Genomic DNA, 13,596 nt, shown 5'->3' with positions numbered 1-13,596 from the left:
CTATAATCAAGATATAAACATGGCGTTAGTAGCTGCAAGAAATATAAAATTCTTTTTATTACGTACCTCTCATCCTGGATTATCCGCTGATGAGGAATTACATCAGTTTACCGAAGCATGTAAGTATTTCGATTCCGCAATTAGGTTACGTTTACAAGAGTGTGATGAAGGAATGTGTGATGAAAGAATGAAAGATAAGTTCATAAATATACTTAATGCCATTTCACAACAAAAATTAACTGGGGAAGACGTACTTAATGAATATGAGCGTATTCTCGAGCAGCTTGGGTTAGGTGATCACAGCACATCGTTAAATTCTGTTTAGATTTTTTCCATAATCTCAATAAAAAGGAATTTTTTAAATGAAAATACTAACAAAAATCTTACTCCTCTTTCTTTCTGCTGCACCCATGACGGTGTTGGCTATGGAAGTAGATGATATTAATCCTTCCAAGGGCACCAAAAGGCCGTACAGTTCAATAAAGTCAGAAGAAGAGGAAGAAAAATCTCAAGAGCACAAAAGGCAAAGAACTCAAGCCCAAGAAATCATTGATGCGCTTGACCAAAAAGAACCTGGCGAGAAATTCAGAGAAATCCATAAGGGAAGCGAGAAATATAAGAAAATTGACGAGTTTGAAAATTATCTGGGGTCTTTAAAAAAACTTACTCCGGAGTTTAGAAATATAGCCTTGGGCAACGATCCTGAAAGAAGATTAGGAATGATGGAGGATGTACTCGAACAGCTGAAAAAAAGATATTATCGTGACTTCTTTGCCAAGCCAACTTCCTCAAATTTTAATATTACAGACTATCTTTCAGATGAACTTAAACAAAAAATACTCTCTTATTGTTCGAAGAAAGATTTGGCAAATTTGATGTTGGTTTCCCATGATGTAAGAGATGCTGTCTACAGTCTTATGCCTGTTTTCAGGGAAGTGGAAAAGTATGGGAATTATAAAGATATTAATGAATTTTTGGATGAATTTTACCAGGGCAATCCCCGTGCTTATGCTGCTGCAGGGATAACACAATACCAGAGTCTTAACAAAAAATCTAACCAGCGGAATAAGTGGTTAGATTTAGCTTTTGAGAAATGTGATTTGTCAGCTGTTTCTTTTGTCTTTCAAAATAGGCTCTTTATGAATGCAGATGGAGATAAAGATAATGTATACGACAATTTAAAAATAATAGAGCAAGTTTATGAAAAACAGGGCTTAGGCAAAGATTTATCGTTAGATAAGGGGATAGCCAAGTATTTAGATCATCTCGTTGGAATATGTAACTCAAAAAAGGAAGTTTTAAGTGTCGTTAAAATACTAACAGCAAGCTTGGCTGGGTCTATAGAGGCAAATCTTATTCTTTATGATGCATATCTTACAGGAATAGTGACTAAAAGCAAAAAGAAGATAATTGTACTTCCTAAAGATACAGCTAAAGCAAATGAATACTATAGGAAAGCAAACGAAATAGCAAATGTCTTACCAAACTTTGAAAGAGGTATGGCTCACTATGAAATAGGATTTTGGCAACTTGCTAAGAGTAGCATATACAGAAAAATTCCAGCAACAGATCCTATTTTAAAAATAATTAATCAGCAATGGGAAGGAGCAATTGATGCTTGGACTGAAGCAGAAGAAGGAAATCGCCAAAAAGCAGTTGCTCATTTTAAAAAAGTTCTTATGGAAAGCCCCCTTTTTCCTAGGAGGCCAATGTTATCTGAATACCCTTCCTCTAATCCTACATTTCTTTCGACAACTGAGCATCTCACGGGAAGAATGAGCGAAAATGAATACATACCTTTCAAGTTTTTAGCAGAATTATATAAAAAAGATAAAGAAGCTGATGATCAGTTAAAGCCTTATCACCATGATATAGACATGCTGCTAATAGCTGCAAGAAATAAAATGTACTATTATGTATTTTTCGATGTTCTTACTCCGGATGCATTATCCGAATTTAGCGAGGCATCTGACCGTTTCAAATATGCAATTAATATGCGATTAAAAGATTGCAATAAGGGAGCAAGAGATAAGTTTATAAATGAACTTAATGCCATTCCCCAAGGAAATTTAACTAGTAAGTTAACTAGGAAAGAAACACTTGAAGCATATGAACGTATTCTTGAACAGCTTGGTTTAGGTGATCCCAGCATAATGCTAAGCCCTGTTGAATAGTTCAGTAATTAAATTTTTACATTAGGGTAGCCTGTCTCAGGGGGGGGCAGAGAATTCCTGGGCTGTAGTGTGGTGATTAAAAAATAGGCTATGCTAAATGGATATTGATCTTGTTGAGTTTTTTGTGTTGGGAGAATAGGGCTTGTCCCTTGTTCTTTGAGGCACTATTTTTAGAGAGCTATACTCCCCCCTTTCTCCCAATCCATTTTGTCTCTTTCTGCCTGGCAAATTTCCCCTCGTTTCTTGAAATAGCTAAAAAATCTCAAACTCATCTTTGTGGGGATGAGTGGCGAGAGAACCTAGTCATTCGCGTTAAGGAAAATGTGTTTTTGATCAGTATCACTTAAATCGCTTTCCCCCTCACTCTCTGAATGGAAAACAGATATTGAGGATTTATCATCTTCCTCATCAGATTCTTCATCAGATATGGTCATATATTCGTTGTTATCTTTCCCATAATATATGTTTCTCCAAAATAAGGGTGTTTCTAGGCTCTCAACAGTGATGTCCTTCGTTTTTAACCCATCTGGCAGCTCTTCTATCATAGTACCGCAAAGATTTATATTTTTTAAAGCGGGAGGACTCACAAATTCCATAACGCTGGCAATAGGGTTGTCAGATACGTTTAAATTTGACAGATTTTCTAGGGATATTGATAGCTCCACGGGCAGTGTAGAGAGCTCATTAGAAGACAAATTTAAAGAGACTAGGTTCGTTAAAGCATATAGGTGGGGAGAAATGTCTGTGAAATGGTTTCTCTCAGCATTGAGTTTTTTCAATTTTGTAAGCTTTGTCATGCCTTGGGGCAAAATTGGAAGCATGTTGGCGCTGATGTCAAGTTCTTCTAGGTTTAGCAATGAACCAATGGTATCGGGCATTTCTTCAGCAAGTAAAAAGGACATATTTAAATGTGTTAGGTTGGGTAGAAACTCAAACAAAGCTGGGTAAATAGATGTGTTAGGATTGTCACTCAGATTGAGGTGCGTTAAGCTCGGTGCTCTAAGAATAAAGGAGGTTATTTGATTTTTCTGAATATCTAACTTCCCGAAAGTTGGTGAGGCTGATTGTATTTCAACAAATTCGAGCGCATTGCGTGCCAGGCTTATTTTTTGAAGAGAGAAGTTATCCTGTGAGTTATAGGAAAATCGGACGAGCTTATTCTCAGATAAATCCACTTTCTCTAAGGATTTCAAATTTTGGAGGAAATCAACTCCTTGATTTAGGTTGTTACCAGCAAGATTAATTTCTTGTAACTTATCAAGTTGAGCGAGTGAAAGCGGCAAACTCGTGAGACCATTGTGGCTTAGATTTAATATTTTTAAGTTTGTCAGGCTACCAATCGTGGGGGGAAGCAAAATTAATTCATTATTCGCCAGATTTAAATCTTCTAGCCATGTCATTTGTAGCAGAGATTCCCATAGTTTTTCAAATTTAGAATCCGTAAAGCCGGAAAGCTCAAGCTTACTTTGATTAATAATATCAAAAGCATAAGAGTTCCGTTGTTCTTGTTCTAACGGAGTGATTGTGTGGAGTGTATTTAAAAATGTGTCTGTGAGGGGCTTTCTTTTTTGGGTTTGAGGGCTTGGCACTATGGGGGCAGGTAGATTATCACCTGAAAAATCCAACGCAAGGGCTGTGGCTGGGGGATACCCAATAGTGGAGGATAGAAGGGTTAGGAGCAGGATTTTGCGCATATTTCTCACCTATTATCTCGAGGTTGATAGTGGAGACTCACTTGTCACATCACTGACAAAAAACAAGAGTATTTTTACTTGTAAATCAAAAGGATATGGAACAACTTAATTGTAAAAGAAAAATCAGGAGAAATAAAATGATTCAGAAATCTGAGATAGTAAAAAAGCCAACTATCCAAGGGAAAGTCAGCTTTTTTTATGATAAAGGTTACTAAAAACTTAACGCCGAGTATCACGGATAATGAGGCTGCTCCAGAAACCTTCTAGCTTATGTAAGGTTTCGCCAAGCATTTTCATTTTATCCGCACTCACTTCTGCTTTATCCAAAGCATTCGCGTGATGGGAAAGAATATCATCAAGCTGATTATGTAAATCTAGCCCCTTGTCTGATAGACGTACATGGCTTGATCTTTTGTCGTGTTCGGATGGCTCTTGCACGAGGTAACCATTTTGAACCATCTTCCTAAGGTTATAGGAAACGTTGGATCCAAGATAATAGCCACGGTTTGTTAGCTCACCAACAGTCACTTGACCTTTGCCAATGTTGTAAAGCACTAAACACTGAACGTTGTTAATATCTCGAATGTCCAAGCGATCAAGCTCAACTTTGACTACTTCTAGAAAAAGGCGGTGGAGTCTTTCAATCATTACCACTGATTGGAAATAGGAATCTTTCATTACGTCACCCTAAAAATAGATATGTACTTAATATAAAGTATGCACTTAATTCGTTAAAATTCGTTTAATCGATTGTATTTATCTATTTCATTTTGCTGAAAAACTGATAAAAATACTTATCGCGCGCTTTTATTGGTATTATTATAGGCCTATACTTTAAGTAAATGTTCCTTAATATATAGACAAGCAAGTGAAAAAGACACAACTTTGTCAGAATAATTACACAATTTATGATATAATGAAAAGAAAAATCTATAATAAATTCAAAAAAATAGTTTGGAAAAGGTAGAAAATAGTATGCAAGACGCTTTAAACCCTCTCATGATTATCGAGGCCGTGGCCGATTACAATGACTGGGAATGCAATTGGCTTTCCGATACGGAAGTGGCAATAGTCATTCCCAGCTTATCAATTTCCTATGAAGTTCACTTCATTTGGGAGAAAGAAGGGGGACATCTTCACCTCATCTGTTTTTCTAATTTGGAAGCAGAAAAAAACAGTAGCGTTGACTTTTTACGACTCTTGATGCTTGCTAATCAAAAATTATGGATTGGGTCATTTAGTGTGCTCGAAAACAATATCATTGCTTACCGCCATGTTTTACACATAAAAGGTGTGGGGGCTAATGATTTTGAAGCATTAGTTGATGAAGCTATTAGTATCGCAATAGAAGAATCAGACTCGTTCTTCCCTGGGTTTGAAAAAGTGTTGCAGCATGGCAACTTATCCTCTGATGATCTTGATCTGCTGTCCCTTGGTGTAGAGGGAAGTGCTTAATGCATCCTACTTGTACGAAAATATTGCTGGTTGGGTGTGGAGCGATGGGCAATGCGCTGCGACAGGGATGGCAACCCCATAAAGATATTGAAGTTTTGGTTATTGACCCTCAGTCAGCGGCAGGCATAGATATGTTTGGAACAGTGCAAGAGCTGCCGGAAGACTATCAGCCGGATGTGGTGCTGTTTGCCATAAAGCCGCAAATCGCAACTGATGTGGTGCCCTATTACGCTCTATTTAATCAATCTGATACACTATTTATTTCCATCATGGCAGGTGTGTCGGTTGCCAAGATAAAGCAGTTGCTGGGAGGGGAGGCTGCCATCATTCGTACTATGCCAAATTTACCGGCAGTGGTGGGAGAGGGGGTCACCGGCATTTATAGTGAGGCCACTCTCCAGCCGACGGTCAAGCAAAAGGTTACAGACCTGTTTTCTGGTATTGGTGCGACTGTTTGGGTTGAAGCTGAGGATCATCTCAATAGTGTGACGGCGATTTCTGGCAGTGGGCCTGCTTATTTCTTCCGATTGGTTGAGGCGATGGCCACGGCGGGTGAGCAGTTGGGCTTGTCAAAAGATATTGCCGACCAATTGGCGAGACAAACTTTAGTGGGAGCAGGTGCTTTGCTTTCGCGTTCGCAAGAATCTGTGGAGCAATTGCGGATTAAGGTGACGAGTCCAGGGGGAACCACAGCTGCCGCGTTAAGTATTTTTGAGGCAGATAATGCGCTGGATGACCTTATCTTAAAAGCTGCAACTGCTGCTTTTCATCGGGCAAAGGAATTATAGTGAATCCAATTAGGTTTCGGTTCAAAATAATATTAATGGGAATAAAAACATGATGGCAGGCATGGGGCTATTTAGTCGTGAGCAATATCACCATATTGTGGAGATAACTTGGGGATTAGTGGCCAAGCAGGGGCTTCGAGATCTTGATGCCGACCATATTGCCAAGGTTGCTTTAATGCCAGTTGCACCTCTTAGAACGATGTTGCCTGACCAAGTGGATATTATTCTTTTATTAATAACAGACATCCTTTCCAAAATTAAAATTGTCCCGAATCAGACTCTCACAGAGCAAGACCGTTTGTTTGATGTGTTCATGCAAGGGTTTGACATGGCTGAACCCCATAAGGTTGCCATTCAAAAGCTGTGGTATGATTTGATATGGAAACCATGGGTGTTATGGCAAGCCCTTCCACCGTTTCACAAAAAACTGGATGAGATGGTGGAAAGCTTAACAACAAGTGATGGCGTTTTGGGGCAATTGCTCACCGATTTTGGGGTGCGGGCGGTTTTTTTCAAAACTTACCTTACCTGGATTGACGATGAAACTCTTGATTTGTCAAAAACTATGTCAACTTTAGATCAATCCCTCAAGCAGTATTATGAGCTGAGGGCGTATAGCCCTATATATCCAATTTAGTATAGATTGGATATATACTGATCATGACTGAAACTGCGAATTTCTCCTAAAATATCTCAAAATCATGCCTATAAACCTTATTTTCCGAAAGGGGGGTATTGATTTGTTTCTTAACAATAGTTACGTACAGGGTATATAGCTTATTACATATGAAAATAAAACAATAATATGAAAAATTGTATCTTATTAAATCTATTATTTACTGCTGGAACAGCAGCTTTTGCCTATGCGCATTCTGCTGAGGAAACATTTGAGCGATTTTCAATGTTTGGACAAGGAACTATTCAGCCTCGGGCTGATAACTCTTTTGATTGGCACCATGTCAAAGCAAGATTTAAACGCGAGAAGTTTTTAAAGGATTATAATAAAGACCACGCCTTAACCTTGGGGCAAGTCACCCTTCCCGCCGACAGTAAAAATGAAGAATTAAACGAGGCTTGCTGGAAAGCTTTATTTAATCTGAAAAGGCACTACAAAAGCCAAGGAGATAAAATAAACTACGGATTCGTCTATCTTGGTATGGCGAAATTTTTGCTCACCCATAATGCTTATCCGGAAGCTTATAATAACGATTATAAAAAAAGGAATTCCAACAGCAATTACGTGATATTATTGGCACAAAAGTGATCCCGAATTGTGAAAAAACACGTAAATTGAAGAAGTGGTCCCATATTTATGAAGGGATGCTTTTCCTCGATTATGTGAAGCAATTTCCACAAACTCATCGACGGGTGCAGAATTTAGCGGATGCTTATCATGAATTTTGTGAGGCTATGAAGCTCAAAACAACTAAGACATCCTATCTTTTGGCAGCAGAAGTGATTCTCGATTTTGACTTTGTACCAAAGGATATGACGCAAGAACAAGCTCGTACTTTGGCTGAAGAATATATTAAAAAGGCTTTTGAGAATACCAAAAAGGTTTCTTCGAAAAGTAATGTGAAGGGAAAGGCAAACAACCAAACAACAGTTGAAATTCACGCGCGCCCTAGCTATCTAAATGACGTTATTAAAGGGGGCAGTGAAAAAACAACCTCTGAAAGCTCTCCAGAAAATGAAGAACTTAATTTAGATAATCAAAACAATACCAGCCCCTCTCTTACAAGTATTTCTGCTTTAGAGAGTGACGCTGCCACTCCCAAATTCCTCCCAGTTGATGAACTTAGGGACTATGACTATAACAATCTCTTAATCCCGCACCATCAAAATGAAGATAACATTCCCATTCGCAACAAAGCTTTAAATACAAGGGGTAGCCTTCGGGAAGCTTACATACTTGATAATAAAAAATTTAGGAGACAAAATGTTTCCGGAGAGGGGTTGAGCTGTTTCTTTAATGCGGCAGGCCTTAACCGAAGCGGCCAAATGCTTCAATTTGTCTTTTTCGCAAACGATCCTGTGCTGCGTTATATGATTGCTAATGAAATAGTCTCAGCGGCAAGCAATCCTGATCAAATCTCAGCTGAGCTGAGGGAAGCGATTAATTATGATTTATATGCGGTTCAACGTCAAAAACTAGATGAGTTAGAAGAACAAAGATCACGATTACTGAAAGAACAAAACCCTAATACCAATTTTCAACACCCTGAAAATTTACCAGAAGTGTATCGAAATCTGCGGCAACAGGGTGAAGACATTTTAGAACAACTTCGACAAAGGGCTCTTCAGCTTGAAGCATATAATGCTTTTGTGGAACACCATATCGGTAATGAGCAAATGATGGTGGCTCTCGATGATCTCCAGGATAATCTAAATGCTAACTTTACCTCTATCGATGCACTTGCTTATATTAATGATATAGGTATTAAAATTTATCAACCTTCTAATGATGGCACCCTAAGGCTTGTCCATAAATATATACCTCAAAACACGACAGAGCTGGTTTACATGTATCATAGTGGCGTGCATTTTCAAGCTCTGGTACCTGTTGAAGATGAAGACGTCTTGGAAGAAGACGGCTTAAGTGATAGTTCTCATGACGCTACAGTGGGCGTTGATCCAGAAGAAGCATCTCAGGAGGAGAGTGATCATCTTGGGATACCAAGTGATCAAGAATTAAAACGTCTCTACAGAAAGGTAGTGACAAGTGCCGGCTCTAGAGAATATGGGGAGAATGTCGTTCGTAAAATTCTCTATGCCTGCCAAGAACTTAAGTGGCGGCAAAAGCAAATCTCAGAATTAGTTAATCTGGAAAAGCGTAGAATCAGTGAGATCCTAACGGCAAATGGTGAAAGACAGAGGCGTTATTTGCCTCAAGAGCACGCAGAAGATCTTGTTCATGCTTATCTCGAATTATATGGAGATGTTCAAAAAGGAACTGTAAAGTACATTGATATTGCTAAATCTTTTACTCAACGAATTGATAACTTTTCTGTAAAATCTATCTTTCAGCATTTGGTGGTCCGATTCAAAAACGGACAAAAGAAAGAAACGCCAGATCTTATAAAAAGCCAATCTGCTAACGTTATTGCAATGTACAAAAAGGGCAAGGGTTTTTATGAGATAAATGAAAAGACAACATTAAGTATTGACACTATTGTCAAAATTATTCATGAAGGGGTTTTTCCGGAGAATTATACAAAATCCATTAACCTTTCCATACAAAAGAAAGCCTTGTCAGCGAATGAGAAAAAAACCCTGATTATTAAAACATTCAATGCGCTAACAAAGAAGTATTCGGGTAAAAAACCTTCTGTTTTAAATGTAGCAAACGTACTTAAAGCTAAAGGTATTGGGTATAAAGTGGTAGAACGGATTTTAAAGGGAGAAGGGCTTGTCCCTCAAAACGTCAAATCAAAACATTTAACACAGGCTCAAAAGAATGATATCAGAAGTGATTTTGCTAAGATCAACCCGTCTACAGGTAAAATAGTTGAGACATATAAACGTCTGGCTAAAAGACATAATGTGACTCCTCTTCAAGTTGTGGATTTATTAAAAGATCGTACCTATGAATCGGTAGGGGAACGAGAAACCCAGAAGAATCGGGAAAAAGTTATAGCGGCTTATCATATGCTGACGGAAGCGCAAAAGAAAACCCCGGCTAGGTACATTGCAAAAAAAGTAAGTTTGTCATCTCATGCTATAACCAACCATTTAATGGCAGCAGGTCTGTATGAATGGAATGGTATATTTGGCAAGTATGCTGCTAATAAGCTTGCAGGTAAACACTCTACAAATAAAACTGAGCAGGGTAAAAGAAAAGCAGATTTGATAAATGATTCAGAAAAGAATTCAGAAGGAGAGAAGACTAAAGATTCTCATAAAAAAGGAAAACGTCTGATTTGACTAGGAAATAGGATTGAGAGCTTAAAGGGGAGAGATTTTGCTCTCCCTTTTTTGTGGTTTGAGAATAAAAATTACGTAAGTTTAAATTTAACTTTTCAATTCAGGACATCGCTGTTATGGTGCTGCACATGAATAATGATCCATTCTCTTTATTATATTGTTTGCAGTTAATTCGGTCTGAAAATGTCGGACCAATTACCTTTTGGCAATTGGTGCGCCAATACGGATCGCCAAAGGCCGCGATAGATTATTTGTCATTAGCAGATCCCCTTGGTCAAAAAAGAATCACTGTTCAGTCACTTGATCAAGCGCAAAATGAAATTGATACTCATAAAAAGCGCGGGATTCATTTGCTTTCAGCCTATGAGGCCGCTTTTCCTAGCTCATTCAAACTATTGCCGGATTGTCCGCCGATTTTATCAGTACGGGGCCGTCTTGAGGCACTGAAGCATGAAAAGGTTATTGCTATTGTGGGCGCAAGAAATGCCTCACTTTCAGGCCGAAATTTTGCCAAACACCTTGCGACGGACCTTGGGAATTATGGCTGGGTGATTGTGTCAGGGCTAGCGCGTGGTATTGATGGGGCCACCCACTTAGGTGCCTTGGCAAAGGGGACAGTTGCTGTGTTAGCTGGTGGTGTTGATATTATCTATCCGCCTGAACATGCAGATCTTTATGCTAAAATTCAACAAACTGGTTGTATTATTAGTGAGATGCCACTCACCATGCACCCCTCGGCAATGCATTTTCCTCGGCGCAATCGCCTGATTTCGGCGTTAAGTCAAGGGGTTGTCGTGATTGAGGCAGCGCTTAGATCTGGGTCGTTGATTACAGCAAATTTTGCCCTTGAGCAGGGGAAAGAATTATTTGCGGTACCAGGTTCTCCGGTTGATCCACGTTGTCGAGGCACGAATGATTTATTGCGACGAGGAGCGCATGTGATTGAATCAGTTGCCGATGTAATTTCTGTTTTAGAAGGGCGCCAAATCAAAAAACATATAGCCGAACCCGAAGACCACTATGAATTAGCTGAGGATATTATCCCTGTTTTTGCTGAAGAAGTGCCGGAAATGTCATTGCGAGATCAACTTTTTCAAGATCTTTCAACAAATCCTATTGCAATTGAAGCGATCGCAGCTCAATATGGCTGCTCCGCTGCCTCATTGCTGACGGTTATTTTAGAGTTGGAATTAAGTGGGTTGATTGTGCGTTATCCCAATGGGATGATTTCGCGTTAAAAAATTAGACTTTTGTTTTAGGGGTTGATAATCCCTATGGGTCATGCTGAACTTGTTTTAGGTGGCGCGGCGGGAACGGTTCTTATGGCCCCCCCCTTTTGCCATGACTATAAAATAGAAATTTGTCTTTTTAGTGTAAGTGTTAACGAATTGTATTTGCCAGGTAGAAAATGAAAAAAGTTGTTGTTGTCGAATCACCGGCAAAGGCTAAAACAATTAACAGATATTTAGGGAACGAGTTTGAGGTATTGGCAAGCTATGGCCATATCCGCGACTTGCCCTCAAAAAATGGTTCTGTTCAGCCTGATGATCAATTTTCCATGATCTGGGAAATGGATGATCGGTCAAAAAAGCATGTCGCAGACATCGCTCGAGCGCTTAAAAATGCGGATGAATTGTACCTCGCTACCGACCCTGATAGAGAAGGGGAGGCTATTTCTTGGCACGTTCAGGAGGTTTTACGCAGTCAGGGATCACTCGTTGATCATAAAGTGCGCCGCATTGTTTTTCATGAAATCACAAAAAATGCAATTCAGCAGGCCCTCAAATCGCCACGCGACATTAATCAGCAATTGGTCGATGCCTATCTGGCGCGTCGTGCTCTTGATTATCTTGTTGGGTTTACTTTATCACCCGTCTTGTGGCGCAAATTACCTGGGTCCAAATCAGCTGGTCGTGTGCAATCTGTTTCTTTGCGATTAATTGTCCAGCGTGAAAATGAAATTGAAGCTTTTAAAACACAGGAATATTGGTCTCTGGTCTCGGATATGCTCAATACCAAAGACCAAAGCTATCAGGCGCGATTAACCTACTTGTTCGGCAAAAAACTCGACAAGATGGATATCAAAAACGAAGACGAGGCACAACAAGCTGCCAAAGCGATTTTAGAGCGCCAGTACAGCATTAAATCTGTTGAGAAAAAACAAGTTAAGCGAAATCCGGCCCCCCCATTCACAACCTCCACCTTGCAACAAGAAGCGTCGCGCAAACTTGGCTTTAGTGCGAGCCGCACGATGCAAATTGCCCAAAAACTCTATGAAGGGGTGCCAATCGCCGGGGAATTAACAGGTTTGATCTCCTATATGCGTACCGACAGTGTGTTCATTTCTGATGAGGCTATCAAAGATATCCGCCAATTTGTCGGGGATACTTATGGTAATAATTATGTGCCAGCCACTGTGCGCCAGTTTAAAAACAAAGCCAAGAACGCGCAAGAAGCCCACGAAGCCATACGCCCCACGTCTGTATTACGCCATCCAAGTGAAGTTTCCGCATATCTTGATGATTCTCAGTTAAAACTCTACGAACTGATTTGGAAGCGTACCGTTGCCTCGCAAATTGAATCGGCTGTGTTCAACCAAGTTGGTGTTGATATTGAATCAACGGACAAGCAGATTATCTTGCGTGCGACAGGGTCAACCCTGGCCTTTGACGGATATTTGAAGGTATATCAAGAAGGGGTGGATGATGCTGTTTCTGACGATGAGGATGGCAGATTATTACCCGTCATTAATGAAGGAGAAGCGGCAACAGTGACAGCTGTGAATCCAAACCAGCACTTCACACAACCACCACCACGCTACACCGAAGCGAGCCTGGTTAAAAAAATGGAAGAGTTAGGGATTGGACGTCCATCCACCTATGCCTCTATTTTGCATGTGCTGCAGGAACGTGATTATGTACGCCTAGAAAAACGTCAATTTATCCCTGAAGACCGTGGTCGCATGGTGACCTCTTTCCTCGTCAACTTTTTCAAACGCTATGTGGAATATGATTTTACGGCGCATTTGGAAGAAGAGTTAGATGAAATCTCAACCGGTACTCGCAAATGGCGTGATGTTTTGACTGAGTTCTGGACAGCCTTTAAAGGAAACGTGGATGGGACGAAAGAGCTCAGGATCACTGAAGTATTAGATTCGCTTGAAAAAGACATGGCTTTCCATTTATTCCATGGCGATGAGGAAGGTGCGCGTAAATGTCCTCAATGTAGCGAGGGTAAGCTTAGCCTCAAACTGAGTCGTTATGGGGCCTTTATTGGGTGCTCCAATTATCCTGAATGTAAGTATACCCGGACTGTTGGCGGCGATGGCGGGGATAATGTTGAGATGGTTCAGGCAGATGAACCTAAAGTTATTGGTATTGATCCAGCGACAAAAGCGCAAATTACTTTGCGTAAAGGTCCTTATGGGATTTACCTGCAGTGGGACGGCGAGGTTGATCAAGCCCCCCCTCCACTAGAAACTTCTTCTAAGGGGAAAAAGAAAAACCCAAAGTCGATAAGCCAAAGCGTGTTGCTATTCCAGCCGGTGTTGATTTGACGCAA

General features: G+C 40.0%; 11 protein-coding genes. 9 read left to right on the top strand and 2 right to left on the bottom strand.

Translation table 11 applies throughout. The features are described from left to right. Positions 1-19: 19 nt before the first annotated feature. Both IG80_RS0101825 and IG80_RS0101820 read left to right on the top strand, forming a co-directional pair. The gene (locus IG80_RS0101825; RefSeq protein ID WP_032112346.1) at positions 20-325 is read left to right on the top strand and encodes a hypothetical protein; all 306 of its coding nucleotides are present in this window, start codon (positions 20-22) and stop codon (positions 323-325) included. Between the two features lie 37 nt (positions 326-362). Continuing rightward, positions 363-2,174 (top strand): F-box protein, encoded by a 1,812-nt coding sequence (locus IG80_RS0101820; protein ID WP_032112345.1) that lies wholly within the window; start codon positions 363-365, stop codon positions 2,172-2,174. Between the two features lie 299 nt (positions 2,175-2,473). Here the strand turns inward: IG80_RS0101820 and IG80_RS0101815 are convergent, their stop codons facing one another. Next, complete coding sequence (locus IG80_RS0101815; RefSeq protein ID WP_032112344.1) at positions 2,474-3,868, bottom strand: leucine-rich repeat domain-containing protein; 1,395 nt, start codon at positions 3,866-3,868, stop codon at positions 2,474-2,476. Positions 3,869-4,087: 219 nt separating this feature from the next. After that, positions 4,088-4,546, bottom strand: coding sequence for a MarR family winged helix-turn-helix transcriptional regulator (locus IG80_RS0101810; RefSeq protein WP_032112343.1), 459 nt, complete (start codon positions 4,544-4,546; stop codon positions 4,088-4,090). A 297-nt stretch (positions 4,547-4,843) separates the two neighbouring features. Between IG80_RS0101810 and IG80_RS0101805 the strand changes: the two genes are divergently transcribed. The 7 genes from IG80_RS0101805 to topA all read left to right on the top strand — a co-directional run bounded on the left by IG80_RS0101805 (position 4,844) and on the right by topA (position 13,591). Beyond that, positions 4,844-5,323 carry a YbjN domain-containing protein gene (locus IG80_RS0101805; protein WP_032112342.1) on the top strand — a complete coding sequence of 160 codons (480 nt, stop codon included), beginning with the start codon at positions 4,844-4,846 and terminating at the stop codon, positions 5,321-5,323. After that, positions 5,323-6,111: a pyrroline-5-carboxylate reductase gene (proC, locus tag IG80_RS0101800; protein WP_032112341.1), complete on the top strand. Its 789-nt coding sequence runs from the start codon at positions 5,323-5,325 to the stop codon at positions 6,109-6,111. Before IG80_RS0101805 ends, proC begins: the two co-directional genes overlap by 1 nt. Before the next feature lie 49 nt (positions 6,112-6,160). Continuing rightward, positions 6,161-6,748, top strand: a complete 588-nt coding sequence (locus tag IG80_RS0101795) for a hypothetical protein (protein WP_032112340.1) — start codon at positions 6,161-6,163, stop codon at positions 6,746-6,748. A gap of 168 nt (positions 6,749-6,916) precedes the next feature. Further along, positions 6,917-7,375 carry a hypothetical protein gene (locus IG80_RS0101790; RefSeq protein ID WP_032112339.1) on the top strand — a complete coding sequence of 153 codons (459 nt, stop codon included), beginning with the start codon at positions 6,917-6,919 and terminating at the stop codon, positions 7,373-7,375. Next, positions 7,372-10,035 (top strand): OTU domain-containing protein, encoded by a 2,664-nt coding sequence (locus IG80_RS0101785; RefSeq protein ID WP_156961995.1) that lies wholly within the window; start codon positions 7,372-7,374, stop codon positions 10,033-10,035. Before IG80_RS0101790 ends, IG80_RS0101785 begins: the two co-directional genes overlap by 4 nt. Before the next feature lie 128 nt (positions 10,036-10,163). Further along, positions 10,164-11,273: a DNA-processing protein DprA gene (dprA, locus tag IG80_RS0101780; protein WP_032112337.1), complete on the top strand. Its 1,110-nt coding sequence runs from the start codon at positions 10,164-10,166 to the stop codon at positions 11,271-11,273. Between the two features lie 170 nt (positions 11,274-11,443). Continuing rightward, positions 11,444-13,591: a type I DNA topoisomerase gene (gene topA, locus IG80_RS12265; protein ID WP_075553136.1), complete on the top strand. Its 2,148-nt coding sequence runs from the start codon at positions 11,444-11,446 to the stop codon at positions 13,589-13,591. The last annotated feature ends 5 nt before the right edge of the window (positions 13,592-13,596 follow it).

Origin of the sequence: Candidatus Paracaedibacter symbiosus (assembly GCF_000757605.1) — a bacterium.
In the GTDB taxonomy this organism is placed as follows: Bacteria; Pseudomonadota; Alphaproteobacteria; order Paracaedibacterales; family Paracaedibacteraceae; genus Paracaedibacter_A; species Paracaedibacter_A symbiosus.
Note: the sequence above shows the minus strand (reverse complement) of the source record. Positions and strands in the feature narration are given on the sequence as shown.

What these genes read in the sequence shown, in the direction of transcription:
- IG80_RS0101825 (WP_032112346.1), top strand. Translation starts at nt 20, where the DNA reads ATGGCGTTAGTAGCTGCAAGAAATATAAAATTCTTTTTATTACGTACC.
- proC (WP_032112341.1), top strand. Translation starts at nt 5,323, where the DNA reads ATGCATCCTACTTGTACGAAAATATTGCTGGTTGGGTGTGGAGCGATG.
- IG80_RS0101815 (WP_032112344.1), bottom strand. Translation starts at nt 3,868, where the DNA reads ATGCGCAAAATCCTGCTCCTAACCCTTCTATCCTCCACTATTGGGTAT.
- IG80_RS0101795 (WP_032112340.1), top strand. Translation starts at nt 6,161, where the DNA reads ATGATGGCAGGCATGGGGCTATTTAGTCGTGAGCAATATCACCATATT.
- topA (WP_075553136.1), top strand. Translation starts at nt 11,444, where the DNA reads ATGAAAAAAGTTGTTGTTGTCGAATCACCGGCAAAGGCTAAAACAATT.
- IG80_RS0101820 (WP_032112345.1), top strand. Translation starts at nt 363, where the DNA reads ATGAAAATACTAACAAAAATCTTACTCCTCTTTCTTTCTGCTGCACCC.
- IG80_RS0101810 (WP_032112343.1), bottom strand. Translation starts at nt 4,546, where the DNA reads ATGAAAGATTCCTATTTCCAATCAGTGGTAATGATTGAAAGACTCCAC.
- dprA (WP_032112337.1), top strand. Translation starts at nt 10,164, where the DNA reads ATGAATAATGATCCATTCTCTTTATTATATTGTTTGCAGTTAATTCGG.
- IG80_RS0101805 (WP_032112342.1), top strand. Translation starts at nt 4,844, where the DNA reads ATGCAAGACGCTTTAAACCCTCTCATGATTATCGAGGCCGTGGCCGAT.
- IG80_RS0101790 (WP_032112339.1), top strand. Translation starts at nt 6,917, where the DNA reads ATGAAAAATTGTATCTTATTAAATCTATTATTTACTGCTGGAACAGCA.